A 24855-nucleotide genomic window follows, 5' to 3' on the forward strand; every position below is an offset into this window, starting at 1 on the left:
GAAAACGTCAGAACTGTTCGGCGCTCAGGCCATACAAAGGACCACTGCCAGCGCGAATGGATTGCTCCAGACTCAAGATGCGTGGCAGCAGGCGGTGGATGTAGAAGTCGGCGGTGGCGATTTTCGCGCCATAAAAACCTTCGTCTTCACTGCGTTTTTGCAGGGCGACCTGAGCCATCCGCGCCCACAGCCAGGCGTAGGTGACGTAACCGAAGAGGTGCAGGTATTCCACCGAAGCGGCACCGACTTCGTTGCGATTGGTCGCCGCGCGATCCTGCAGCCAGTCGCTCAGTTCCTCCAGACACCGCACTGCATCGAGCAGTTGAGCGGCATAGGGGGCGTTCGGCTGGGTGGCAAAGCGGCGAATCTCCCCGGTGAAGTGGCGTAGCGCCAGCCCCTTGTCGGCCAGCACCTTGCGACCGAGCAGGTCCAGCGCCTGGATGCCGTTGGTGCCTTCATAAATCTGCGCGATGCGCACGTCACGCACCAACTGCTCCTGGCCCCATTCGCGGATGTAGCCATGGCCACCGAACACTTGCTGGCCGTTGACGCAGCTTTCCAGCCCGGTGTCGGTAAAAAACGCCTTGGCCACCGGTGTCAGCAGCGCGACCAGGTCCTGTGCGCTTTCGCGTTCCCAGGCATCGTCGGAAAACTTCGCCAGGTCCAGTTGCTGCCCGACATAACTGGCGAACGCGCGGCCGCCTTCAGTCATGGCTTTCATGCTCAGCAACATGCGACGCACGTCAGGGTGAACGATGATCGGGTCAGCGGCTTTGTCCGGGGCCATGGCTCCGGTCGGCGAGCGGCTCTGAATGCGTTCGCGGGCGTATGCCACGGCGCTCTGATAGGACGCCTCGGCACAACCGATGCCCTGAATGCCGATGGACAGGCGTTCGTAGTTCATCATGGTGAACATCGCCGCCAGGCCCTTGTTCGCTTCACCGATCAACCAGCCGCTGGCGCCGTCGAAGTTCATCACGCAGGTGGCCGACGCCTTGATGCCCATCTTGTGTTCAATCGAACCGCAACTCACGGCGTTGCCAGCGCCCAGGGAACCGTCGGCATTGACCAGCACTTTCGGCACCAGAAACAGCGAGATGCCTTTCGGGCCGGCCGGTGCATCCGGCAGCTTGGCCAGCACCAGGTGCACGATGTTTTCAGTCAGGTCCTGATCGCCACCGGTGATGAAAATCTTGCTGCCGGTGATGGCGTAGCTGCCGTCGGCCTGAGGCTCGGCGCGGGTGCGGATGAGCCCCAGGTCGGTGCCGGCGTGGGCTTCGGTCAGGCACATGGAACCGGCCCAGCGACCTTCATACATCGGCGGCAGATAGAGGTTTTTCAGGGTCTCGCTGGCATGGGCGTCCAGCGCCAGGCAGGCGCCGGAACTCAAGGCCGAATACAGCGCAAAGCTCGAGTTGGCGCCGTAGAGCATCTCTTCGAACTGCACCGCGAGCATCTTCGGCATGCCCATGCCGCCGAACTCGGCATTACCGGACAGACCCACCCAGCCGCCTTCGATGTAGGTGGTGTAAGCCTGCTTGAAGCCGATGGGCGTAGTGACTTGGCCTTCATGCCACTGCGCGCCTTCTTCATCACCGCTGCGATTGAGCGGTGCAATCAGGTGCGCGGTGACTTTCGCCGCTTCTTCAAGAATGGCGTCGGCCGTATCGGCGTCGACGCTGTCGGCCAGGGCCGGCAGGCGCGCCCACAGGGCCGGGGCGTCGAACACTTCATGCAGCACAAAGCGCATGTCGCGCAGTGGGGCATTGAATTGGGGCATAACGTGAACCTCGTTGGAACGGTTGTGCGACGGGCACGGCGCCGCATGGGCGGGCCGTGCCTTTTCGATCAGTGACTGGACGCGGCGGCGGCACCGAGGCCGGTCTGTGCGCGGACGAACTGGTCGGCGAAGGCATCACGCTCCTTGTCGGCGCGCACGCTGCGGTCGAGCCTGGACACCACGACGATCACCAGGAATGCCAGCGGCATGGAAAACAGCGCCGGGTGGTCATACGGGAAGATCGCGTGAGCATGACCGAGCACAGTGACCCACACGGCTGGCGAGAGGATCACCAGCACCAGCGCGCAAACCAGGCCGGCAAAACCGCCGATGATCGCGCCTTTGGTGGTCAGGCCTTTCCAGTACATGGCCATGATCAGCACCGGGAAGTTGGTCGACGCGGCGATGCCGAAGGTCAGGCCCACGAGGAACGCGACATTCATCTTCTCGAACAGAATGCCCAGCAGAATCGCGATGATGCCCAGGCCTACCGTGGCCATGCGCGTGACGCGCATTTCCTGTTTCTCGCTGGCCTTGCCCTTCTTGAACACGGTGGCGTAGAGGTCATGGGAGATCGCCGAAGCGCCAGCCAGTGCCAGCCCGGACACCACCGCCAGGATGGTGGCGAAGGCGACCGCCGCGAGGAAACCGAAGAACAGGTTGCCGCCGACCGCTTTGGCCAGGTGCATGGCCACCATGTTGCCGCCGCCAATCAGGGCGCCGCCGACTTCACCGTTGACGTAGTACTGCGGGTCGGTGCCGATGATCACCATCGCGGCAAAGCCGAGGGTGCACACCACCAGGAAGAAGAAACCGATAAAACCGGTGGCGTAGAACACCGATTTACGCGCCTCTTTGGCGTTCGGCACGGTGAAGAAGCGCATGAGAATGTGCGGCAGGCCGGCGATGCCGAACACCAGGCCCAGGGACATCGACGCGGTGTTGATCGGATCGGCGAGCATCGAGCCCGGGCCCATGATGTTCCAGCCGCTGGCGTGGGCCTGCACGGCTTTGTCGGCCAGGGTCTCGTAGCTGAAACCGAACTGCGACATCGCCATCACCGCGAGGGTGGTGCCACCGGCCAGCAGCAGCACGGCCTTGATGATCTGCACCCAGGTGGTGGCGATCATGCCGCCGAAAATCACATACACCAGCATCAGCGCACCGACGATCACCACCGCCACCGGGTAGTCGAGACCGAACAGCAGCTTGATCAACTGACCCGCACCGACCATCTGCACGATCAGGTAGCAGCACACCACCGTCAATGAACCGAAGGCCGCGAAGATCCGCACCTTGTTCTGGTCCAGCCGATAGGAAACGATGTCGGCGAAGGTATAGCGCCCCAGATTGCGCAGACGCTCGGCCATCAAAAAGGTGATGATCGGCCAGCCGACGAAGAAGCCGATGGTATAAATGAAACCATCGTAGCCCTTGGCGAACACCAGGCTGGAAAGCCCCAGCAGGGTGGCCGCCGACATGTAGTCACCGGCAATCGCCAGGCCATTCTGAAAGCCGCTGATACCGCCGCCAGCCGTGTAGAAGTCCGAGGTGGATTGGGTTTGACGCGCCGCCCACCAGGTGATGGCGAGCGTGCCCAGGACGAAGACGAAGAACATGCCGATCGCATTCAGGTTGAGCGGCTGTTTTTCCACCGCCGCCAGGGTCGGTGCGGCGAGTACGAGGGAGGCCGGCAACAGGCCAAGCGTGCCGAGGATGAGCTTGTTGAACAGGGTCATTATTTGCTCTCCTCGAGAATGGCGGCGCCCAGGACATCGAAGCGCGTATTGGCGCTGTAGACATACCAGCCGGTCAGCAGCCAGGAAAACACGATGATTGCCGCGCCTACCGGCATGCCGAGCGTCAACATCCGGTGCTCGCCGAGCGGCGCGTGCAGCCACTGCGGGGCAAACGCCACAATCAGCATGAACAGGTAGTAAGTGCCCAGCACGGCGGCACTCAACGACCAGGCCAGGCGCGAACGACTGCTCACCAGCTCAAGGAATTTGGGATTGTTGCGAATGCGTTCGCAACGTTGGGTATCGGTTGAATGGATGTCGATCATCAGTAGCTCCACTTTTGTTTTTGTTATCGGTCCGTGGTGGGCCGGGCAACGCCGAATTCGGCGTGCACGAGCCCGAGGCGGCAGGTTGATCACCTGCCGCCCTAGGGGTACATCGTTGTTTCGGGTTAGAGCGCTGCGGCCCGGTCGCGCAACACGTACTTCTGGATCTTGCCGGTGGATGTCTTCGGCAACAGGGTGAAGATCACGGTGCGCGGCACTTTGAAACCGGCCAGGTGTTCGCGACAGAACGTGATGATGTCTGCCTCGCACACGTGCTGGTGATCGGTCTTGAGTGTGATGAAGGCGCAGGGCGTTTCGCCCCATTTTTCATCGGGACGGGCAACCACCGCGGCTTCCAGCACTCCAGGATGGCGGTAAAGCACACCTTCGAGTTCGATGGTGGAAATGTTCTCACCGCCGGAAATGATGATGTCCTTGAGGCGATCCTTGATCTCGACGTAGCCGTCGGGATGACACACCGCCAGGTCGCCGGTGTGGAACCAGCCCCCTTCGAACGCTTCGGCAGTGGCGGACGGGTTCTTCAGGTAGCCCTTCATCACGGTATTGCCGCGCATGAAGACCTCGCCGATGGTCAGGCCATCGCGCGGGGTCGGCTCCAGGGTCGCCGAATCAGCGACCATCACGCCTTCCAGGGTCGGGTAGCGCACGCCTTGTCGAGACTTGATTTGCGCCCGCTCATCCAGAGGCATTTCGTCCCATTCGGCATGCCAGGCGCAAATGGTCACCGGGCCGTAGGTTTCGGTCAGGCCATACACGTGAGTGACCTTGATGCCCATCGCTTCAACGGCGCCGATCACTTTGGCGGGCGGCGCGGCGCCGGCAACCATGGCGTTGACTGGATGATCGATGGCCGCTTTCGCCGATTCCGGCATGTTCACCAGGGCATTGAGCACGATCGGTGCACCGCACAGGTGAGTGATCTGATGCTCGCGAATCAGCGTCAGGATTTTCTGCGGGTCGACCCGGCGCAGGAACACATGCACACCGGCCATCGCGGTGATGGTCCAGGGGTAGCACCAGCCGTTGCAATGGAACATCGGCAACGTCCAGAGGTACACCGGGTGGTTGCCCATGGCCCAGGTCATCTGGTTGCCCAATGAGTTCAGGTAGGCACCGCGATGGTGGTAAACCACGCCCTTGGGATTGCCGGTGGTGCCGGAGGTGTAGTTCAGGGAGATGGCTTGCCATTCGTCGGTTGGCCATTTCCAGTCGAAATCCGGATCGCCTTCGGCCAACAGCGCTTCGTAGTCCAGATCGCTGACGGCCTGGCCTTCGCCGTATTCCGGGTCGTTGACGTCGATCACCAGCGGCGGGTGATCGAGCATGCCGATCGCTGCGCGGATCACGTTGTGGAACTCACGGTCGGTAATCAACACCTTGGCTTCGCCATGCTGGAGCATGAAGGCGATGGCCTCGGCATCCAGACGAACGTTGAGCGGGTTGAGCACGGCACCGATCATCGGCACGCCGAAATGCACCTCAAGCATCTCGGGAATGTTGGGCAGCATCACCGCCACCGTGTCGTCCTTGCCGATGCCGCGACCGGCCAGAGCAGAGGCCAGTCGCCGGCAGCGGGCGTAGGTCTGCGCCCAGGTGCGGCGGATCGAACCGTGGATGACGGCGGGGTAGTGGGGATAAACGTTGGCAGTGCGCTCGATGAAGCTGAGCGGAGACAGGGCAATATGATTGACAGCCGAAGGGTCTAACCCTTGCTCGTAGATCGACATACTCTGGTACTCGGTGGCTTATTGTTAGCTCTATGGGTGACCTCGCGAGGCAGTCGCTAAGGGCACCTTTATGTCCGGAATACTTTATATAACATCCAGCTATGCGTATGGAAGTACAACCTAGGGCGTATAGTAGTTCTACTATACTTCATTCGTCCCGGTCCAAATCAATGCCGCCGCACCTCCAAAGCCGGTATATGCTTGGTTTTCCTGACGAAGTGGACCCGCGATGACCCTGACCCCCGTTCGATTGCACAGCTGGTTGCGCCTGCAGCGCGAAGGCGTGGCGTTGTCCGCCCGCGCCGATGCGTTGTGTCGTGCCCTTCAGGATTGCCCGGAAGTGCAGCGTGCGGTTTATCTCAGTTGGCAGCCCGGTGCGCGGATCTACGGTCACGAGGGCTCGGCCCAGCACTTTCCCCCGGGCCAGGGCGACCCGGCGCTGGCCAGCGATCAGTTGCTGTTTGAGCATCTGGTCGAAGCCGGGCGCCTGGATCTGGCTCAAGTCCGTCAACTCGACTGCTGGTTGTCGGGTCGATTGCGTCGAGCGGCCATCAGCCATGGCCAGGTGTTCGACCTGGCCTTGCAGCCGGGGCAGGCCGGGTTGTTGCTGGTGGAAGTGCGCGAGGGTGTGAGTCTCGACTGGCTGGGCTGGGTGCAGGATTTGTTGACGACATTGCTGACCAGCGTCAATGGCATGCTGCGCGGCTCGCCGTTGCTGGGCCATGATCCGCAACCGAGCCTGTTGCTCGATGCACAGGGCCGACCGCTGGAGTTCAATGCGGCGCTATTGTCCTTGCTTGCCGAAAAGCCGTTGACCGATGTGTTGGGCTTTTTACCGGTCAATCATCGGGTGTTGGTGCGCGCCTGCCTCGATCAGCAACGTGCCATCGAAGGCGTCGAGGCACAGTTCGAAGAGCAAATACTGATCTGGACTTTCATCCCCGATCCCCAGGACAACCGCGTGCTCGCCCGTTGCCGGTACGCCACGACCCAGGTGCTGGCAGAGCGGGAAGCGGCCACCGCTCGCCGGCTGTACCGGCTGATCATCGAAAACACCACTGACCTGATTTCCCGGCACACGCCGGACGGGCGCTTTCTCGATGCCTCGCCCGCGTCCTGGACCTTGCTCGGCTACTGGCCCGAGGAGTTGCGCGGGCAAATGGCCCAGGGTCTGTTCCATGGGCAGGACCTGGCCAACCTGGTTCAGCGCGCGCGCGATGCGCTGGAGCAGGATGGGTATCACACGATGACCTATCGCATCCGCCATCGCGACGGGCATTACCTGTGGTTCGAAACCGCCTGCCGCGCGATACGCGAGACCTACACCGGAGCGGTGGTCGAAGTGGTCAGCGTCTCCAGGGACATCACGGCGCGGGTGCAGGCCGAGGAAAACAAGCGACGACTGGCCGAGGTGGTGGAGGCCAACACCGATCCGGTGCTGTTCATCGACCCCAAGGGCCAAGTCACTTACCTCAACCCGGCGGCGCGGCGCATCCTCGGCATCGATGAGCAGCAAGCGATGCCAGCCCTGGCCGAGTTGTTTGCCAGTAGCGACCTGGGGCGCCTGCAACGTGACGGCTGGAGCAGCGCCGAACGCGATGGCGTCTGGAGCACCGATGCGCGCTTGCAGCCGCCTGGCGGCGGCACATCGGTGCCCGTGTCGTTGGTGTTGCTGGCGCACCGTTCCGCCGGCGGCGAGCGCTATTACTCGCTGGTGGCCCGGGACATGACCGAACGTGAGCTGCGCGAAGTGCAACAACGTCGCCATCAGGATGAGCTGGCGCACACCGCGCGGTTGGTGACGCTGGGCGAGCTGGCCTCGGGGATTGCCCACGAAATCAACCAGCCACTGGCTGCCGTGGTGAATTACGCCAATGCGAGCCAACGCTATTTGCAGACCCTGGGCAGCAATCCCCAGGCGGCCGCCAGGGTGGCGCAAGGCCTGGAGCGTATTACCCATCACGCCACCCATGCGTCTGAAGTGATCCGGCGCCTGCGTGCGTTTCTGCGCAAGGGGCAGCGTCGCATGCAGGCGCTGAACCTGACCGAAGTCGCCCGTGAATCGGTGCGCTTGTGTGCCTGGGAGGCGAGCAATTGCCAAGTGACAATCGAGGATCGACTGCCGGATAATCTGCCGCCCGTTTTTGCCGACCGCGTGTTGCTCGAGCAGGTGTTGCTCAATCTGCTGCGCAATGCCATCGATGCCAATCGCGAGCAACATCCTGGCCAGCCTTCGCTGATCGTGATGGCGGTGGAGCAGGGCAGCGGTGCCACCCTGGAAATCAGTGTGCGCGACCAGGGGCCGGGGGTCGGCGAGCCCGAACTGGAGCAGATTTTTACCCCGTTCTACACCAGCAAGGCCGAAGGCCTGGGGCTCGGCTTGTCCATGAGCCGCAGCATCATCGAGGGTTTCGGTGGCGAACTGCAGGCCCGGCGCCAGCCTGTCGGGTTGCTGATGTGTTGCCGCCTGCCGCTTGCCGGTCCAACAAAACAACAACAGGAATGACGTAATGGCAGGTGCGACGGAGCACGTGGTGTATGTGGTCGACGATGACCAGGGCATGCTCGAATCAACGGTGTGGTTATTGGAGTCGGTCGGTCTCAAGGCCTTGCCGTTTACCAGTGGTGTCGAGTTCCTCGATGCCTGTGATGCCAGTCTCGATGCCTGCGTGATTCTCGACGTGCGCATGCCCGGCATGGGGGGGTTGAACGTGCAGGAAGAAATGCGCGTGCGTGAGCTGAACCTGCCGATCATTTTCGTCAGCGGCCACGCCGATGTGCCAATCGTCGTCCGCGCCTTCAAGGCCGGCGCCCATGACTTCATCGAAAAACCCTACAACGAGCAGTTGCTGCTCGACAGCGTGCAGCAGGCACTGAGCAGTTGCGCCACGCAGCGGTCCGGCAATCAGGCCTTGCAGGCACGCTTGCTGACCCTGACCCCACGGGAACGCGACGTCATGTTGCCTCTGGTGCAGGGTTACACCACCCGCGAAATCGCCGAGCAACTGGGCGTGAGTGCAAAGACCGTCGACCTGTATCGCTCGCGCGTGATGAAACGCATGCAGGCCAACACGTTGCCGGACCTGGTGGGCATGGCCATTGCGGCAAACATGGTCGATCCGCTGAAGCTGCGTTGATCCTTCACACCGGGCAATGTGCGTCTATGCTGGGCTAACAGATTCGCCCACTTCACGGCGAACCGTGAGGAGACAGCAATGGTGCCCACATCGCTCACAGTGAAAACCTTGTCCAGCGGCCTGCTTGATGTCTTGATCCGCGCCGGACTGATTGTCGTCTTGGTGCTGTTTTGCTTCGAGATTTTCCGACCATTTCGTGACTTGATGCTGTGGTCGTTGATCCTGGCGATCACGCTTTACCCGTTGCAAGCGCGGCTCAGGGGGCCGCTTGGGCACAAGGATGGATTGATTGCGACCCTGATCGTGCTCGTTGCCATCGCGATCCTGATGGTGCCGGTTTATCTGTTGGGCTCCTCGGTTGTCGATTCGATCCAGAACACCATCACCATGGTCAAGACCGAAGGCTTTCAAATTCCCCCGCCGACCGAATCCGTCGCCACCTGGCCTCTGGTGGGCAAGCCCCTATCGGGCCTGTGGATGCAGGCAGCCAACGACTTGCCAAGCCTGACCGTGAAGTACATTCCGCAAATCAAAGGCATCAGCCTGGGTCTGCTGAGTAAACTGGCCGGAGTCGGCATGGGCTTTCTCATTTTCATCTTTGCCCTGATCATCGCCGGCATCTTCATGGCCTACGGCGAAGCGGGCAGCCGCAGTGCGATCCAGATCGCCTCGCGTATCAGCGGCCCGGACCGAGGCCCGAGTATCGCGGCGCTGTGCACCGCAACGATCCGTGCCGTGGCGCTCGGGGTGGTCGGCATCGCCTTCATCCAGATGTTGCTGGTGGGCCTGGGGTTTGTCTTCAAGGGCGTGCCGGCCGCCGGGTTGCTGGCATTGGGTGTGTTGTTGCTGGGGATCATGCAGCTCCCGGCGACGCTGATCACCATCCCGGTCATCGTTTATGTGTTCGCCACTGAAGGCCCCAACACCATCACCATCGTGTTCGCCATTTACGTATTCGTGGCGGGCCTGGTGGACAACGTACTCAAGCCCTTGATGTTGGGGCGCGGTGTTGACGTGCCGATGCCGGTGATACTGATCGGTGCCCTGGGCGGCATGGTCACCAGCGGCATCCTCGGCTTGTTCATCGGCCCTGTGGTGCTTGCGGTCGGCTATCAGTTGTTCTGGCAGTGGGTGGAGGCTCGGCCCCAGGACGAAAATCAGCCAATACCCTGAAACCTGTGCGGGAAGGAACTCAGCATGCGCAACAGGGTAGTCACAGCCGTCATCGCCGTTTTCTGTTTGTTGAGCTCGCTGCATCTGTGGGCCGAGGAAGCCCCCAAGGCCCCGGATGCGTCCGCCGAGCTCAAAGTGGCCAACCGCAGTGTCATGGTGTTCCGTGCCACGGTACTCGGAGAACCGCCGCAATCGCGGGTCAAGCGCGCTGGCGCGGTGATCCGCGAGGCGCTGGATGAAGCCGACGATCTGAACGTCAGCATCGATCCGATCCAGAACAGTTACCTGGTGCTGTTGGGCACCCGGCGCGCGTTCATTGTCACGCCCAAAGACGTCGACAGCCTGGGCACCGCGTCAGTCCTGGAGACCGCCGAGCAAGCGGCGCAGAACCTGCGTCAGGTAGTCGCTGAAACCCAGGAAGCGCGCAGCCTGCGGCTGATTCTCAGGGCGTTGATCGCCGTCACGCTGGCCACCACCCTTTATTTCGCGCTGCTGTGGGGCATGGTCTACCTGCGGCTCAAATTACTGAAGAAACTCCCGGAGTTGATGCATCGGCACACCAAGGCGTTGAGCGTGGGGCGTGTGCAGCTCATCGATGCCAATTTCCTCTACCCGCTGGTCAGCCGTGTGCTGTGGTTTCTGCGCTGGCTGGTGGTGTTGCTGTTGACCTACGAGTGGCTGGGATTTGTCCTGTCGCGTTTTCCCTACACCCGGCCGTGGGGCGAAAGCCTCAATAACTACCTGGTGGAGGTCGCGACCTACCTGTTCCAAAGCATGATCAGCGCGATTCCCGGACTGGGCGTGGCCCTGATGATTTTCTTCATTGCCCGGGGCGTCAGCGCTTTCAGCAAGCGAGTGTTGCGGCGCATGGCCGGCCCCGGCATCTTGAATTGGCTGAATGAGGAAACCCTGCAGCCGACCACCCGGCTGATGTCCCTGGCGATCTGGTTGTTTGCGTTGGCCATGGCCTATCCGTACTTGCCGGGAGCGGGCACCGATGCGTTCAAGGGGTTGTCGGTGCTGATCGGCCTGATGATTTCCCTGGGCGCCACCAGTGTGGTTGGCCAGGCGGCGTCGGGGCTGATTCTGACCTATACACGCACCCTGCGACCGGGGGAGTTTGTGCGCATCGGCGAATACGAAGGCACGGTGACCGAACTGGGCATGTTCACCACGCGCATCCGTACCGGCCTGGGTGAGGTGCTGACCTTGCCGAACTCGATGATCACCAACTCGGTGACCAAGAACTATTCGCGGATCGTGCAGGGCGCCGGTTATGTGGTCGATACGGTGGTGACCATCGGCTACGACACGCCGTGGCGGCAGGTCGAAGCCATGCTGCTGGAGGCCGCCAGACGCACCGCCGGGATTCTCGCAGTGCCGACGCCCCAAGTGTTTCAGACCGCTTTATCGGACTTCTACCCGGAATATCGCCTCGTGGCCCAGGCCATCCCCAGCCAGCCGCGCCCGCGTGCCGAGTTGCTCAGCATGCTGCACGCCAATATCCAGGATGTGTTCAACGAGTACGGCGTGCAAATCATGTCGCCGCACTACCTTGGCGACCCGAGGCAAGAGAAGTGGGTGCCGAGGGAGAAATGGTATTCGGCCCCTGCCCAGGAGCCGAAGGAGACAAAGTGACTGACCGCCAGAAGCAGAAGACGAGCAAGCCCGCACCGCCGCAATGGCCGCTGTGATTCTCCCGGTGAGCCCCACGCCTGTCATGAAATGAAAAGCCGTTGTCGTCTGATGAGAAGCGATGACTGAGCCGCAGACCTACAGTCCAATCAGCGCAATTCGACGCACTCGCCAAAACGCAGATTGGAGAATAAGAAAAAATGGCCAAAGCCGTTCGCTTTTACGAAACCGGTGGTCCCGAGGTGCTTCGTTACGAAGAGGTCGAAGTGGGGGACCCGGGCCCGGGCCAGGTTCGTCTTCGTCACGTGGCGGTCGGCCTGAACTATGCCGACACCTACTTTCGCAACGGCACTTACCCGATCCCGCTGCCGAACGGTATGGGGGTCGAAGCGTCCGGCGTGGTCCAGGCCGTGGGCGAAGGGGTGACCAATGTACAAGTGGGTGATCGCGTCACCTACACCGGGTTTCTCAATACGCTGGGGGCCTACAGCACCGAGCGTCTGATCCCGGCGGCACCGCTGATCAAACTTCCGGAAACCATCAGTTTCGAGACCGCCGCGGCCATGACCATGCGCGGCCTGACGTCGTCGTACCTGATGCGCCGCATCTACGATTTCAAGGTCGGCGACAGCATTTTGCTGCACGCTGCCGCCGGTGGGGTCGGCCTGATCGTTTCACAGTGGGCCAAGCTGCTGGGCCTGACCGTGATCGGTACCGTATCCACCGAGGTCAAGGGCGAAATCGCCCGGGCCCATGGCTGCGACCATGTCATCAATTACAGCCATGAAGATGTCGCCCAGCGCGTTCGCGAACTGACGGACGGTGTCGGCGTCAACGTGGTGTTCGACAGCGTCGGCAAGAACACTTTCATGGGCTCGCTGGATTCGCTCAAGCGCCGCGGCCTGATGGTCTGCGTCGGTACGGCTTCCGGCCCGATCCCGGCGTTCGACCCGGTGATGCTGGCGTTGAAAGGCTCGCTGTTCCTGACTCGCCCGGCGCTGGCCGATTACATCGCCGACCCTGCGGAAAAAGCGGCCCTGGCCGGTGAATTGTTCGACCACGTCGGCAATGGCCGGATCAAGATCGAGATCAACCAGCACTACGCCTTGCAGGATGCCGTACAGGCCCACCGGGACCTGGAATCGCGCAAGACCACTGGCTCGTCGATTTTCGTCATTTAAGGGAGTCCGCTGCCATGAAAGTCGAACAATTGACCTGCAACATCGGTGCGGAACTGATCGGCGTCAATCTTGCCGACGCGATCCATGACGAGGGTCTTTTTGCCGAGATTCGCGCCCAGTTGCTCACCCATCGTGTTGTGTTCCTGCGCGACCAGAACATCAGTCGCGCCGAGCACGTGGCGTTCGCCCGGCGCTTCGGCGAGCTGGAAGATCATCCGGTGGCCGGCAGTGATCCGGATCACCCCGGCCTGGTGCAGATCTACAAAAAACCGGACCAACCGATGGACCGCTACGAAAACGCCTGGCACACCGATGCCACCTGGCGCGAAGCTCCGCCCATGGGTTGCGTGCTGCGCTGCGTGGAGTGCCCGCCGGTCGGTGGTGACACCATGTGGGCGAACATGGTCGAGGCTTACGACAACCTGCCCGATGACGTGAAGGTGAAGATTGCCGACCTGCGTGCCCGCCACAGCATCGAAGCGAGCTTCGGCGCGACCATGCCGATCGAAAAACGCCTGGCGCTGAAGGCCCTGTATCCGGACGCCGAGCACCCGGTGGTGCGCACCCACCCGGAAACCGGCGAGAAGGTGCTGTTCGTCAACGCCTTCACCACCCATTTCAGCAACTACCACACCCCCGAGCGGGTGCGCTTCGGCCAGGACGCCAATCCTGGCGCGAGCGAGCTGCTGCGCTACCTGATCAGCCAGGCGTACATCCCCGAGTATCAAGTGCGCTGGCGCTGGAAGCCCAACAGCGTTGCCATCTGGGACAACCGCAGTACCCAGCATTACGCCGTCATGGATTACCCGCCGTGCCATCGCAAGATGGAACGCGCCGGGATCATCGGCGACAAGACTTATTGATCGACCCCTTCTGCATACGCACTCGTAAACACGTCTGCCCGGCACGATCCCGGGTGGACGGGACAATCATAAAAACAGGAGTAAACCATGCAATTCTTCGACGATTCCCTGCACCCCGAAAACATGGAAAAGGTCGTCATTACCGTGGCCCCCTACGGCCCGGAATGGATGCCGGAAGACTTTCCTGAAGACATTCCGCTGACCATGGACGAGCAGGTGCAAAAAGCGGTCGAGTGCTACGAAGCCGGTGCCACGGTCCTGCACCTGCACGTGCGCGAACTCGATGGCAAGGGGTCCAAGCGCCTGTCCAAGTTCAACGAGCTGATCGCCGGTGTGCGCGAAGCCGTGCCGGACATGATCATCCAGGTCGGCGGCTCGATTTCCTTCGCCCCTGAAAGCGATGGCGAAGCGGCCAAGTGGCTGTCCGACGACACTCGCCACATGCTGGCCGAGCTGACGCCAAAACCGGATCAGGTCACGGTGGCGATCAACACCACCCAGATGAACATCATGGAGCTGCTGTATCCGGAATACCTGGAAGGCACCTCCCTGGCCAATCCGTTGTTCCAGGCCGCCTACAGCGAAATGACCGTGCCGGCCGGTCCGGCCTGGGTGGCCGAACACCTCAAGCGCCTGACGGACAACGGCATCCAGCCACACTTCCAGCTGACCGGGATTCATGCCTATGAAACCCTCGAGCGTCTGGTACGCAAGGGCCTCTACAAGGGCCCGCTGAACCTGACCTGGATCGGCATCGGTGGCGGTTTCGACGGTCCGAACCCGTTCAACTTCTTCAACTTCATCCACCGTGTTCCGGACGGCTGCACCCTGACCTCCGAATCGCTGCTCAAGAACGTGCTGCCGTTCAACACCATGGCGATGTCCATGGGCCTGCACCCGCGTGTGGGCAACGAAGACACTATCATTGATCACAAGGGCGAACGTTTCGGCTCGGTCGCGCAGATCAAGCAGACCGTGCGCATCGCCCATGAACTGGGTCGCGAGATCGCCACCGGCAAAGAAGCCCGCGAGATCTATCGCATCGGTGTGCAATACCAGAGCATCGAAGAAACCCTGTTGGCCAACGGCATGGCCCCCAACCGCAAGGCCGGGCAAAAAGGTGTGCCGCAGCGCGGCTGACCGGCAGTGGCGGCGAGAGGTCGTTGGCCTCTCGCTCACTGCATGCAACACGCTTGATAACAACAATAAAACGAAGCTTTGAGGAGGCTGCATGGCCTTTCATCCAATCGCCGCGGACGATGACGACTGCAGTGGCGTCGGCGTTGCGCGCAAATATGCCTGGATCGTCTTTGCACTGACGTTCGGCCTGTTGATTTCCGACTATATGTCGCGTCAGGTGCTGAACGCGGTGTTCCCGATGCTCAAGGGCGAGTGGTCCTTGAGCGATGGTCAACTCGGCTTGCTCAGTGGCGTTGTCGCCCTGATGGTCGGCTTGCTGACGTTTCCCCTGTCGTTGCTGGCGGACCGCTTCGGCCGGGTCAAGAGCCTCGCCCTGATGGCGCTGATGTGGAGTGTGGCCACCCTGGGTTGTGCGCTGGCCCAGGATTACCAGCAGATGTTCATTGCCCGGTTCATGGTCGGGGTCGGTGAAGCGGCTTACGGCAGTGTCGGTATCGCGGTGGTGATTTCCGTGTTTCCCAAACACATGCGGGCCACCCTGGCCAGCGCCTTCATGGCGGGTGGCATGTTCGGTTCCGTGTTGGGCATGGCCTTGGGCGGTGCCATCGCCGCCAAGCTGGGCTGGCGCTGGTCGTTTGCCGGCATGGCGCTGTTTGGCCTGCTGCTGGCGGTGCTGTATCCGGTCATCGTCAAGGAAGCCCGCATCGCACCGAAGCGCATGGCCAACATGGCTGCCGCCAAGGCCAGGCAACCCTTGCGCACGCTGTTTTCCAGCCGCTCGGTGATCGCAACCTATGTCGGCAGCGGCTTGCAGCTGTTCGTCGGCGGCACCGTGATCGTGTGGATGCCCAGTTACCTCAATCGCTACTACGAAATGGGCACGGACAAGGCCGGAGGCATGGCGGCCATCATCGTGCTGTGCAGCGGTGCCGGGATGATTCTGTGCGGCATGCTCAGTGATCGCCTGTGCCGGCAATCACCGGAACGCAAGGTGGCCCTGGCCATTGCCTATTGCCTGGGCAGTTGCCTGCTGTTGTCGGCGGCGTTCGCCCTGCCGGCGGGGCCTGCGCAACTGGCGTTGATCTGCCTCGGTATGTTGATCGCCGCCGGCACCACCGGTCCTGCCGGGGCGATGGTGGCCAACCTGACCCCGTATTCATTGCATGGCACAGCGTTCGCCACCCTGACCCTGGCCAACAACATGCTCGGCCTGGCACCGGGGCCGTTCATCACCGGCAGGGTGTCCGACCTGATCGGCCTGCACGCGGCCTTCCAGTGGGTGCCTCTGGTCAGCCTCGGGGCAGCAGCGGTGTTCTTTTATGCCAAGTGTCATTACCACAGAGATATTGCCCGCCTTCTGGGTCAGCACGTGCCTGATCCTGTCAATGCAGCCGGGTTAGAGGTGAAGTTGTGAGTCGTCGCTTATCCATTGATGTGTTTTTCGATTTCATCTGCCCCTGGTGCCTGATCGGCAAACGCCAATTGGAGCATGCGCAAGTGCAGTTTCGCAGTCGCTATCCGGACGTGCAGATCACCACGGTGTGGCATGGGGTGCAGTTGCTGCCTCAGTTGCCCGTGGAAGGTGAGCCCTTCGCCGATTTCTATCGCAAGCGTCTGGGCAATGCCGAGGCCATGACCCTGCGTCAGGCCCAGGTACAGCAGGCTGCCTCGGCGGTTGGGCTGGCCATCGACCTCAGCCGCATTGCGACGATGCCCAACACCGCTGATGCCCATCGCTTGTTCGAGCGTGCGAGCGTGCTGGGCAATGCCACCCAGCGTGAAATGTTGCTCGAACGAATGTTCGCCGCTTATTTCCGCAAAGGCGAAAACCTGGGTTGCCGAGAGACCTTGCTCGCCATAGCCCGCTCTTGCGGCGTCGATGCGGACAGTGTGCTCGATTGCCTGAAGGGCGATGCCACACCCTTTGCCGGATCCCCCGGTGCGACCAGTGGCGTGCCGAGCTTTCAGTTTGACCGCCGCATGACCGTGATCGGGGCGCAACCCGCGCAGGCGCTGCTCGGGGCCATGAGCGAAGCGCTCAAGGACAGTGAGCGCGAGCGGCAACCGGCATGACCAGGCGCATCCCCGTACCTGCCGGCAAACACCCGCAGGCCGGTGGTCGCGCGCTGTTCGAGTTCGAGGACAAAAGCCTGGCGCTGTTCAACGTCGACGGGCAGTTGTTCGCCATCGACGACAGCTGCCCGCACCAGGGCGCGTCGCTCTGTGGCGGGCGCCTGGAGGGCCGGGTGATCCAGTGCCTCGCCCACGGCCTGCGCTTCGACCTGCTCAGCGGCTACCTGCTCAATTCCACCCAGGTCAAGGTCACCCACTACCCGGTCGAGATCATCGACGACCAGGCGTTCATCATCATTTCCGAGGAGTCCGCGCCATGAGCGCCATTGCTCTTACCCGTATCCATAGCCGCACCCGCGAATTGGCACCGGGGTTCATTGTCAGTCTGATCGTGGCCGCCGCCGCGTCGTTTTTGTCCGAGCATTACGGTGCCCCGGTGATGCTGTTCGCGTTGCTGCTGGGCATGGCGCTCAACTTTCTGGCGGGTGACGGCGCCTGTAAGGCTGGCATCGAGTTCACCGCTCGCAGCGTGTTGCGCATTGGCGTCGCGCTGTTGGGCATGCGCATCACCCTGGAACAGATGGCCGCGCTGGGCTGGAAACCGGTGGCCCTGGTGGTGATTCTGGTGGTCGTGACCATTGGCGTCTCGGTGATCGCGGCCAAGGCGCTGGGTTTTCAGCGGCTGTTCGGCATGCTCACCGGCGGGGCTACCGCGATTTGCGGGGCATCGGCGGCATTGGCACTGGCAGCGGGATTGCCCAACCATCCGCAGAAAGAGCGGGCTACCTTGTTCACGGTCATCGGGGTTTCGGCGCTGTCGACCCTGGCGATGATCGTCTATCCGATGATCGCCAATTGGCTGGCCTTGTCGCCGCAAGTGGCCGGTGTGTTTCTCGGTGCCACCATCCATGACGTCGCCCAGGTCGTCGGGGCCGGTTACAGCATGTCGACCGAGACCGGCGACACCGCCACCGTGGTCAAGCTGATGCGCGTCGCCATGCTGCTGCCGGTGATCGTCAGCGCCGCGATGATTACCCGCATGCAAGGCGCCGATCCCACCGGCAAACGGCCGCCGCTACTGCCGTGGTTCGCGGTCGGTTTTCTGATACTGGCCTGCATCAACAGCACCGGCTGGGTGGTCCCGGCGGTGCAGGGCGCGGTCAATGAACTGTCGCGCTGGTGCCTGGTGGTGTCCATCAGCGCCCTGGGCATGAAAACCCAGCTCAAGGAACTGGCGGCCGTCGGTATCAAGCCGATCCTGCTGATGGTGGGGGAGACCGTGTTCCTGGTGGTTCTTGTGCTGCTGTTGCTGCACTGGGGGATGTAAACCCGGCTGCTCGCGAGCGCATTCAACAAGCGGCGCCACATTGTGTTCACTCCGACGCAGTGCGGCACTCGACCGGCGTCATAAGCGCCGGTTCCTTTACGGCGACTGTACCAGCAGTCGTCGTTTTTTTATTTGGAGGCTGCCTACAGGCAGATTGGCGCGTGTTCAGGGTTTCTCTGGATCGGAAAGGACGCTGCTGTCTGCCGGCGCCTTGGCACTGCCAGGCTTATGAGTGGTGCGCCAAACGGCTGGCGGCATGTCGAACTGGCTGATGAACCAGCGCGTGAACGAGCTCGCCATGGAGTAGCCGAGCATGTCGGCGATTCGGCTCAGCGAGTAATTGGGGTTGTCCAGATAGCGCAGCACCAGGTCGCGACGCACATCGTTGATCAGGTCGTTGAACGCGCAGCCATCATCTTTGAGGCGACGTTGCAGGGTCCGTACGTTCATGCCCTGGGTCTGGGCAATCTGCTCGATCGTGGCGCGCCCCATCGGCAGCAGCAGGTAAATGGCCTTGCGCACCTCAAACAGCATCGACGGCCCTTCGTGGCTCTGTAGCGAATCCAGGTAGCTTTGGGCGTAACGGGCCATGGCCGGGTCGGCATGGGGATTGGTCATGTCGAGGCTGGCGTCTGGGCAGACAATGCCATTGAACTCACTGCCGAACTCCAGGTTGCAACCAAACAGGCGGCGATGCAGGTGCAGGTTTTCCGGGGCCTGGTGGGTGAAGTTGACGCTGTACGGATGCCAATGCGTTCCCAGCAGGGCCGCGCACAGACGGAACATCACGCCGATGGCCAGTTCATTGGCTTGCCGGCAGGACATCGGTGACTCGGTGACCACCTCTTCACGGATGATCACCATCTTGCCCGCTTCCTCGACGAAGATCGCCAGCGAGTCGTTCATGAGATGGCGGTAATGCACCAGCACCTGCAACGCATCACGCAGCGTCCGCTGATGCGTGAGCAGCAGGCTGACCACGCCAAAGTCCGAGAGTTGACGCGACTCGGCCATGCTCAGGCCGAAGGTCTGACAACCGCTGGCGGCCGCCGAAAGCTCCAGCAGACGCACTGCGGAATCGATCGGAATGCGTTGTTCGGGGGCCAGCAGGCGGGCCTTGCTCAGGCCGACCTGCGCCAGCACATCATGCGGATTGAACCCCAGGTAATGGGCTACATCCAGGTAGTTGGTCAAGACAGCGGCGCGAACGAGCTTGGTCATGAAGAGGTCATCCCTGGAGCGTCTCGATGGAGTTGAGCGGGGCGGACTATATCCAGCACATCATGAAATGAAAAGTTTTTGAAGCCCTGTTTTGCGCCTCCACGCGACCACCAATCAGGCGCTCTTGTCCTGTCATCAAAAGAAAAGTCGGTGTCGTCAAATGAAAAGCGTAGCGGGTGGGCGCTCTTTAATGTCGGTACTACAAAAAGATTCTGGCGAAACAGCCAGGCGAGCTACCGAGAAGGTGAGGTGTTCAAGTGAACAAACTGCAAACCGCCGCTACCGTTCTGATTGTACCGGGTCTGCGCGACCACGTTGCCGAGCATTGGCAAACGCTGCTTGAGGCCCGGTTGAACAACGTACGCAGCGTCCCGCCGCTTGAAACCGACAAGCTCGACTGCGCTGCCCGGGTCCGGGCGATCCAGCATGAACTGGAACAAATCGACGGCCCGGTGATTCTCGTCGCCCATAGCGCCGGCGTGCTGATGGTCGCCCACTGGGCCGCCCGCCACAGCGGCTCGATCAAGGGCGCTCTGCTGGCCGCGCCGCCGGACCTCAATGCCACCTGGCCGGCAAACTACCCGTCCCCTGAAACCCTCAAAGCCAACGGCTGGGCCCCTCTGCCTGCCGGTGCGCTGCCGTTTCGCAGCCTTGTTGCGGGCAGCACCAACGATCACCTGGCCAGTCTCGAGGCCGTCACCCGCATGGCCCGCGACTGGGGCAGCGAACTGGTCAACCTCGGCGAGGTCGGCCATCTCAATCCTGCTTCGGGCTTCGGCCACTGGCCGCAAGCCGAAGCCCTGATTCTGGAACTGGATCGCTAGTCAGGCACCTGGCCGGACGCGATCCGTCCGGCAATTGCTCTAACGCGTGAAAAAAACGCAGGCCTCTCAGCAGGGCCTGTGCAAGGAAAGCTGCGCTTAAAAAACAAGTACAACATGGCGGAGACAACGTAATGCATAACAATAAGAGTCACAGCCACACACTTCCTTCGCGACACAGTCTGTTGGCCCTGGCCATTCTGGCGGCGTCCATGCCGGTCGCTCACGCCGTCGAAGTGGATACCGGCAACCCTGACTGGTCGGTACGTTTCGATAACACCGTGAAGTACAACTACGGCGTGCGCACCGAAGGCGCCGACAAGCGCATGTTGGCGACCCCCAACAATAACGACGGTGATTACAACTTTCGCAAGGCCGGGACCAACATCACCAACCGCGTCGATCTGTTGACCGAAATGGATGTGGTCTACCAGCAAAGCATGGGCTTTCGGGTCAGTGCCGCGAGCTGGTACGACAAGGCGTATGAAAACACCGGTTCCAATTCCAACCCGTTCGTCAACGGCAATGGCGGCACTTCCGGCCTGGTCGCCAATGACCCGCGCCTGGCGGCGGTTACCAACGACAACGTCGGCTTCGGCAGCCCGCACCTGAGCAACTATGCCCAGCGTTATTACAACGGACCTTCCGGGGAAATCCTCGATGCCTTCGTGTTCTACAGCACCGAGGTGGGCGATGAGTCGATGTTCAGCGTCAAGGCCGGGCAACACAACGTGTTCTGGGGTGAAACCATCCTCAACCCGGTGCATTCGATCAGCTACGGCCAGTCCGGCCTGGACCTGGCCAAGCTGGCCGCGTCGCCTGGGACCGAAGCCAAGGAACTGTTCGTTCCGCGCAATCAGCTCTCGATGACCTTCACCCTTAATCCCGAATTGACGGTGGGCGCCCAGTATTTCCTCGATTGGGATGCGGCGCGCCTGCCCGAGGCCGGGACCTACTATGGCGGTTCCGACCTGGTGGGCTTCGGCGCGCAGTCGTTCCTGCTGGGCAATACCAACTCCGTGACGCCGGGCAGCCCGCTCGGTTGTGGCATCGCGCCCTGCAACGGCCTGACCAACGTGCGCCGCGGCGATGACCTGACACCGCGCAATTCAGGCGATTGGGGCGTCATGGCCAAATGGTCGCCCGCCTGGCTGGACGGTACGCTGGGCTTCTACTACCGCCAGACGTCGGACATCTTGCCGCAAGCCTGGCTCGACGCCCGAGGCGTGAGCTCGGTCAACCCGAACGGTACGCGGCCAGCGGGCCAGGTGCCGGCGGTGGTCAATACCCTGAACTCCCTGAGCACCGCCACCTATCAACTGGCCTATTCCGACAAGATCGACATCTTCGGCTTGAGCCTGTCCAAGGACATCGGCGGCATCAGCGTCGGCAGTGACCTGAACATCCGGCACAACATGCCCCTGGCCAGTATTCCGGCGATCGTCAGCACCAGCAGCCCGCTCGGACTGGGTCAGGGTCTTGGCCTGTTGCCGGCGCGTTCGGCGGCCAGCGGCGTGATCTATGACACCCCGCACGATGGCGACAGCATGAGCGCCACCGGTGACACGCTGCACTGGACACTCAACGGTCTGATGAGCCTGCCGAAAACGCCGGTATACGATTCGGCGACCCTGCTCGCCGAGCTGTATTACAGCAACCTGCTCAAGCTCGATAGCAAGAACGAGGTGCTCTACAAAGGCAAGAGCACCTATCGCGGTATCGATGCGCCGACCCGCGACAACTGGGGCATTGCCGTCAACTTCACCCCGACCTGGTATCAGGTGTTTCCGGGCGTCGACATGACTCTGCCGATGTCGGTCAACGTCGGCCTCGCTGGCGTGTCTCCGGTCTCCGGCGGCGGCGCCAAGGACACCGGCAACTACGCGTTCGGCGTCGGTGCCGCGGTTTACAACAAGTACTTCGTCGACCTCAAGTACGTGGACTCCTTCGGCAAGACCGACAAGTGCAATGTCAGCGGCAACAGCACCGGTGCTGCCAATGCCGGAAGCGGCGACGGCTCCACGCCGAACGCCTTCAGCGGTAACGAAAACTATGCGTGCTACGCCGGTGGCTATTCAGCCTTCTCGGGTGGCGGTGCGACCACCGAAGACCGTGGCGCCCTGTACCTGACGCTGAAAACCACCTTTTGATTCACCCAATGCTTAGTCACTAAGCAGGAGTATGACCCCATGAAATTCGTGCAAACCTTGCTGGCCGCTTCCCTGGTCATGGCCATTGGCGCCCAGGCGCAGGCCGCCGTTTCGACGCAGGAGGCTGCCAAACTGGGCAGCAGCCTGACCCTGGTGGGGGCCGAAAAGGCCGCCAGCGCCGATGGTGCCATTCCCGCCTATGCCGGCGGGCTGACCACGGCCCCGGCCAGCTTCAAGGCAGGCGACAGCATGCGCCCGGACCCCTTCGCCAGTGAAAAGCCGGTACTGGTCATCGACGGTAAAAACGTTGATCAGTACAAAGGCATGCTCACTGCCACCACCGTGGAGCTGGCCAAGCGCTTCCCGACCTTCCGTGTCGATGTCTACCCGACCCACCGCACCGTTGCATTGCCCCAGGCGGTGCTGGACAACAGCGTGAAGAACGCCAGCGGCGCCAAGTCCCTTGAAGGCGGCCTGGCCATCGACAACGTCTTGCCGGGCGTGCCGTTCCCGATCCCGCAATCGGGCAGCGAGGCGATGTGGAACTTCCTGCTGCGTTATCAGGGCGTCAACATCAACTCCAAGTACGACTCCTGGAACGTCGACTCGGCCGGTGTACCGAGCCTGGCGACCACCGGGCAGGCGTTCATCACGTACCCGATCTACGAAAACCTGGCGCAGACCATCAGCAGTGCCGACGTGTACTACCAGATGAAGCTGTATTACACCGGACCGGCACGCCGCGCCGGTGAGTCGATCATGCTCAAGGACGCCGCCAACCCGCTGCAGCAGCCGCGCCGCGCATGGCAGTACCTGCCGGGTCAGCGCCGCGTCAAGCTGGCACCGAACCTGGCCTACGACACGCCGAACCCGGGTACCGCCGGTGCCGGTACTTACGACGACGTGTTCGTGTTCAACGGTGCGCTGGATCGCTACGACTGGAAGCTGGTCGGCAAGCAGGAAATGATCGTGCCGTACAACACCTACAAGCTGACCTACGCCCAGGACCCGAAAAGCCTGACCATGCCGAATCACCTTGCCCCCGATTTCGTGCGCTGGGAAAAACACCGCGTGTGGGTGGTCGAGGGCAACCTCAAGGCCGGCGCACGCCATGTCTACCAGAAGCGTCGCTTCTACCTGGATGAAGACAGCTGGGCCGCTCTGGCCTCCGACCAGTACGACGCACGTGGTCAGCTCTACCGTGGCTCCTTTGCCTTCCTCAGCCAGAGCTATGACAAGCAGGTGCCGGACTCCACGCCCTTCATGATCTACGACCTGGTCGGTGGTTCCTACAACATCAACGGTGTGGTCGGGCCTTACGGCGGTATCCGCTACATCGACTCGCTGTCCAAGGCGCAGTGGTCGCCGGAGTCCCTGGCAGGCGCCGGCATTCGCTAAGCGCCGTGTTCGACGCCGGGTGCACATGAGGTGTGCCCGGCGCGGTCTTTCCAAGAGGACGCAGTATGTGTTCGTACAAGAAGTACCTGCAGTTGGCGCTGGGCGCCACACTGGCTGTGCTCCAGGGCTTCACCCAGGCGGCCGGTTACGTCGACGTGCTGGACCTGCCAGCCAGGCCCAGCGCCCTGGCCGCGCACAGCCCGTTGCTCGGCGCGGCCCGTGCGGGTGAACGACTGGTCGCGGTCGGGCAGCGAGGCCACATTCTCTACTCCGATGACAACGGCAACGCCTGGCAGCAGGCCACCGTGCCGGTCAGTGCCGACCTCAACGCCGTGAACTTCCCTTCGCCCACCCAGGGCTGGGCGGTCGGTAACGACGGCGTGATCCTGCACAGCAGCGATGCCGGCGCGACCTGGAGCAAGCAACTGGACGGGCGCCAGATCGGTGCCTTGCTGGTCACGCATTACGGTGCGCTCGCCAGTGCCGAACCGGCCAACGAACAATGGGCGCAGCTGGCCGCGGATGGTCAGCGGCTGGTCGAGGAGGGCGCCGACAAGCCGCTGCTCGACGTCTGGTTCGCCAATGAAAAAGTCGGCTATGTGGTCGGCGTGTTCAACCTGATTTTGCGTACCGAAGATGGCGGCCGGCACTGGACGCCGTTTCAGGACCGCACCGATAACCCGCAGAGTCTGCATCTCAACGCCATCGCCTCCACGGGGGATGGGCTGTTCATCGTTGGCGAACAGGGGCTGCTGCTCAAATGGGATGAACCCAAGCAGCGTTTCGTGGCGCTGGATTCGCCCTACCAGGGCAGCTTTTTCGGTGTGATCGGCAAGCCCGGCGAAGTGCTGGTGTATGGCCTGCGCGGGCACGTGTTCCGCAGCGTCGACGGTGGCGCCAGCTGGACGGCGCTCAGTACCGGCCTGCAAGTCAGCCTCACGGCGGCCACTCTGGATGCCGAAGGGCACTACCGACTGTTAAGCCAGGCAGGACAGCTATTGGTTAGCACCGACGATGGCGCGCACCTCCAGCCGCAGCCCCGAAAAGACATCTCGCCGGCCGCCGGCGCGATCACAGCGCCCAACGGCGGGCTCGTATTGGTCGGCAGCCGTGGCGTGCGCGCACTCGACGTCAAATAAGAAC

At 62.1% G+C, this 24855-nt stretch carries 20 protein-coding genes; 15 read left to right on the forward strand and 5 right to left on the reverse strand.

The genetic code is table 11. The features are described from left to right. Positions 1–7 precede the first annotated feature (7 nt). The 4 genes from JQF37_RS02270 to JQF37_RS02285 form a co-directional block, all read right to left on the reverse strand. The gene (locus tag JQF37_RS02270) at positions 8–1780 is read right to left on the reverse strand and encodes an acyl-CoA dehydrogenase C-terminal domain-containing protein (RefSeq protein WP_130204248.1); all 1773 of its coding nucleotides are present in this window, start codon (positions 1778–1780) and stop codon (positions 8–10) included. A gap of 68 nt (positions 1781–1848) precedes the next feature. After that, entirely contained in the window at positions 1849–3519 is a 1671-nt protein-coding gene (locus JQF37_RS02275; RefSeq protein WP_130204249.1) for a cation acetate symporter, read from the reverse strand. After that, complete coding sequence (locus tag JQF37_RS02280) at positions 3519–3845, reverse strand: DUF485 domain-containing protein (RefSeq protein WP_052193517.1); 327 nt, start codon at positions 3843–3845, stop codon at positions 3519–3521. The genes JQF37_RS02275 and JQF37_RS02280 overlap by 1 nt, the downstream gene beginning before the upstream one ends. Positions 3846–3970: 125 nt before the next feature. Further along, entirely contained in the window at positions 3971–5593 is a 1623-nt protein-coding gene (locus tag JQF37_RS02285; protein WP_130204250.1) for an acyl-CoA synthetase, read from the reverse strand. A 229-nt stretch (positions 5594–5822) separates the two neighbouring features. On the opposite strand from JQF37_RS02285, the gene JQF37_RS02290 reads away from it, so the two are divergent. The 11 genes from JQF37_RS02290 to JQF37_RS02340 all read left to right on the forward strand — a co-directional run bounded on the left by JQF37_RS02290 (position 5823) and on the right by JQF37_RS02340 (position 18122). Further along, positions 5823–8099 (forward strand): PAS domain S-box protein, encoded by a 2277-nt coding sequence (locus JQF37_RS02290; protein ID WP_130204251.1) that lies wholly within the window; start codon positions 5823–5825, stop codon positions 8097–8099. A 4-nt stretch (positions 8100–8103) separates the two neighbouring features. Then, entirely contained in the window at positions 8104–8730 is a 627-nt protein-coding gene (locus JQF37_RS02295; protein WP_047528875.1) for a response regulator, read from the forward strand. 78 nt (positions 8731–8808) lie between these two features. Then, entirely contained in the window at positions 8809–9903 is a 1095-nt protein-coding gene (locus tag JQF37_RS02300) for an AI-2E family transporter (protein WP_130204252.1), read from the forward strand. Between the two features lie 24 nt (positions 9904–9927). Then, on the forward strand, positions 9928–11541 hold the full coding sequence (locus tag JQF37_RS02305; RefSeq protein ID WP_130204253.1) for a mechanosensitive ion channel domain-containing protein: 1614 nt from the start codon (positions 9928–9930) through the stop codon (positions 11539–11541). A gap of 197 nt (positions 11542–11738) precedes the next feature. After that, positions 11739–12719: a quinone oxidoreductase gene (locus JQF37_RS02310; RefSeq protein WP_130204254.1), complete on the forward strand. Its 981-nt coding sequence runs from the start codon at positions 11739–11741 to the stop codon at positions 12717–12719. A 14-nt stretch (positions 12720–12733) separates the two neighbouring features. After that, a complete protein-coding gene (locus JQF37_RS02315) occupies positions 12734–13582 on the forward strand; it encodes a TauD/TfdA family dioxygenase (RefSeq protein ID WP_130204255.1) in 849 nt (282 codons plus the stop codon). Positions 13583–13669: 87 nt separating this feature from the next. Beyond that, positions 13670–14722: a 3-keto-5-aminohexanoate cleavage protein gene (locus JQF37_RS02320; protein ID WP_130204256.1), complete on the forward strand. Its 1053-nt coding sequence runs from the start codon at positions 13670–13672 to the stop codon at positions 14720–14722. Positions 14723–14813: 91 nt separating this feature from the next. Next, positions 14814–16136 (forward strand): MFS transporter, encoded by a 1323-nt coding sequence (locus JQF37_RS02325; protein ID WP_130204257.1) that lies wholly within the window; start codon positions 14814–14816, stop codon positions 16134–16136. Beyond that, positions 16133–16795: a DsbA family oxidoreductase gene (locus tag JQF37_RS02330; protein WP_130204258.1), complete on the forward strand. Its 663-nt coding sequence runs from the start codon at positions 16133–16135 to the stop codon at positions 16793–16795. Before JQF37_RS02325 ends, JQF37_RS02330 begins: the two co-directional genes overlap by 4 nt. Beyond that, positions 16792–17115, forward strand: coding sequence for a Rieske 2Fe-2S domain-containing protein (locus tag JQF37_RS02335; RefSeq protein ID WP_130204259.1), 324 nt, complete (start codon positions 16792–16794; stop codon positions 17113–17115). Before JQF37_RS02330 ends, JQF37_RS02335 begins: the two co-directional genes overlap by 4 nt. After that, positions 17112–18122: a putative sulfate exporter family transporter gene (locus JQF37_RS02340; protein WP_130204260.1), complete on the forward strand. Its 1011-nt coding sequence runs from the start codon at positions 17112–17114 to the stop codon at positions 18120–18122. The genes JQF37_RS02335 and JQF37_RS02340 overlap by 4 nt, the downstream gene beginning before the upstream one ends. A 165-nt stretch (positions 18123–18287) precedes the next feature. Here the strand turns inward: JQF37_RS02340 and JQF37_RS02345 are convergent, their stop codons facing one another. Next, positions 18288–19343 carry an AraC family transcriptional regulator gene (locus tag JQF37_RS02345; protein ID WP_130204261.1) on the reverse strand — a complete coding sequence of 352 codons (1056 nt, stop codon included), beginning with the start codon at positions 19341–19343 and terminating at the stop codon, positions 18288–18290. A 257-nt stretch (positions 19344–19600) separates the two neighbouring features. On the opposite strand from JQF37_RS02345, the gene JQF37_RS02350 reads away from it, so the two are divergent. The 4 genes from JQF37_RS02350 to JQF37_RS02365 all read left to right on the forward strand — a co-directional run bounded on the left by JQF37_RS02350 (position 19601) and on the right by JQF37_RS02365 (position 24851). Then, positions 19601–20167 (forward strand): alpha/beta hydrolase, encoded by a 567-nt coding sequence (locus tag JQF37_RS02350; protein ID WP_047528898.1) that lies wholly within the window; start codon positions 19601–19603, stop codon positions 20165–20167. Between the two features lie 131 nt (positions 20168–20298). Next, complete coding sequence (locus JQF37_RS02355) at positions 20299–22314, forward strand: DUF1302 domain-containing protein (RefSeq protein WP_130204262.1); 2016 nt, start codon at positions 20299–20301, stop codon at positions 22312–22314. A gap of 39 nt (positions 22315–22353) precedes the next feature. Then, positions 22354–23712 carry a DUF1329 domain-containing protein gene (locus JQF37_RS02360; RefSeq protein WP_130204263.1) on the forward strand — a complete coding sequence of 453 codons (1359 nt, stop codon included), beginning with the start codon at positions 22354–22356 and terminating at the stop codon, positions 23710–23712. A gap of 65 nt (positions 23713–23777) precedes the next feature. After that, on the forward strand, positions 23778–24851 hold the full coding sequence (locus JQF37_RS02365; RefSeq protein ID WP_130204264.1) for a YCF48-related protein: 1074 nt from the start codon (positions 23778–23780) through the stop codon (positions 24849–24851). Positions 24852–24855: the final 4 nt, after the last annotated feature.

Source organism: Pseudomonas sp. MIL9, assembly GCF_016887925.1.
Taxonomy (GTDB): Bacteria; Pseudomonadota; Gammaproteobacteria; order Pseudomonadales; family Pseudomonadaceae; genus Aquipseudomonas; species Aquipseudomonas mohnii.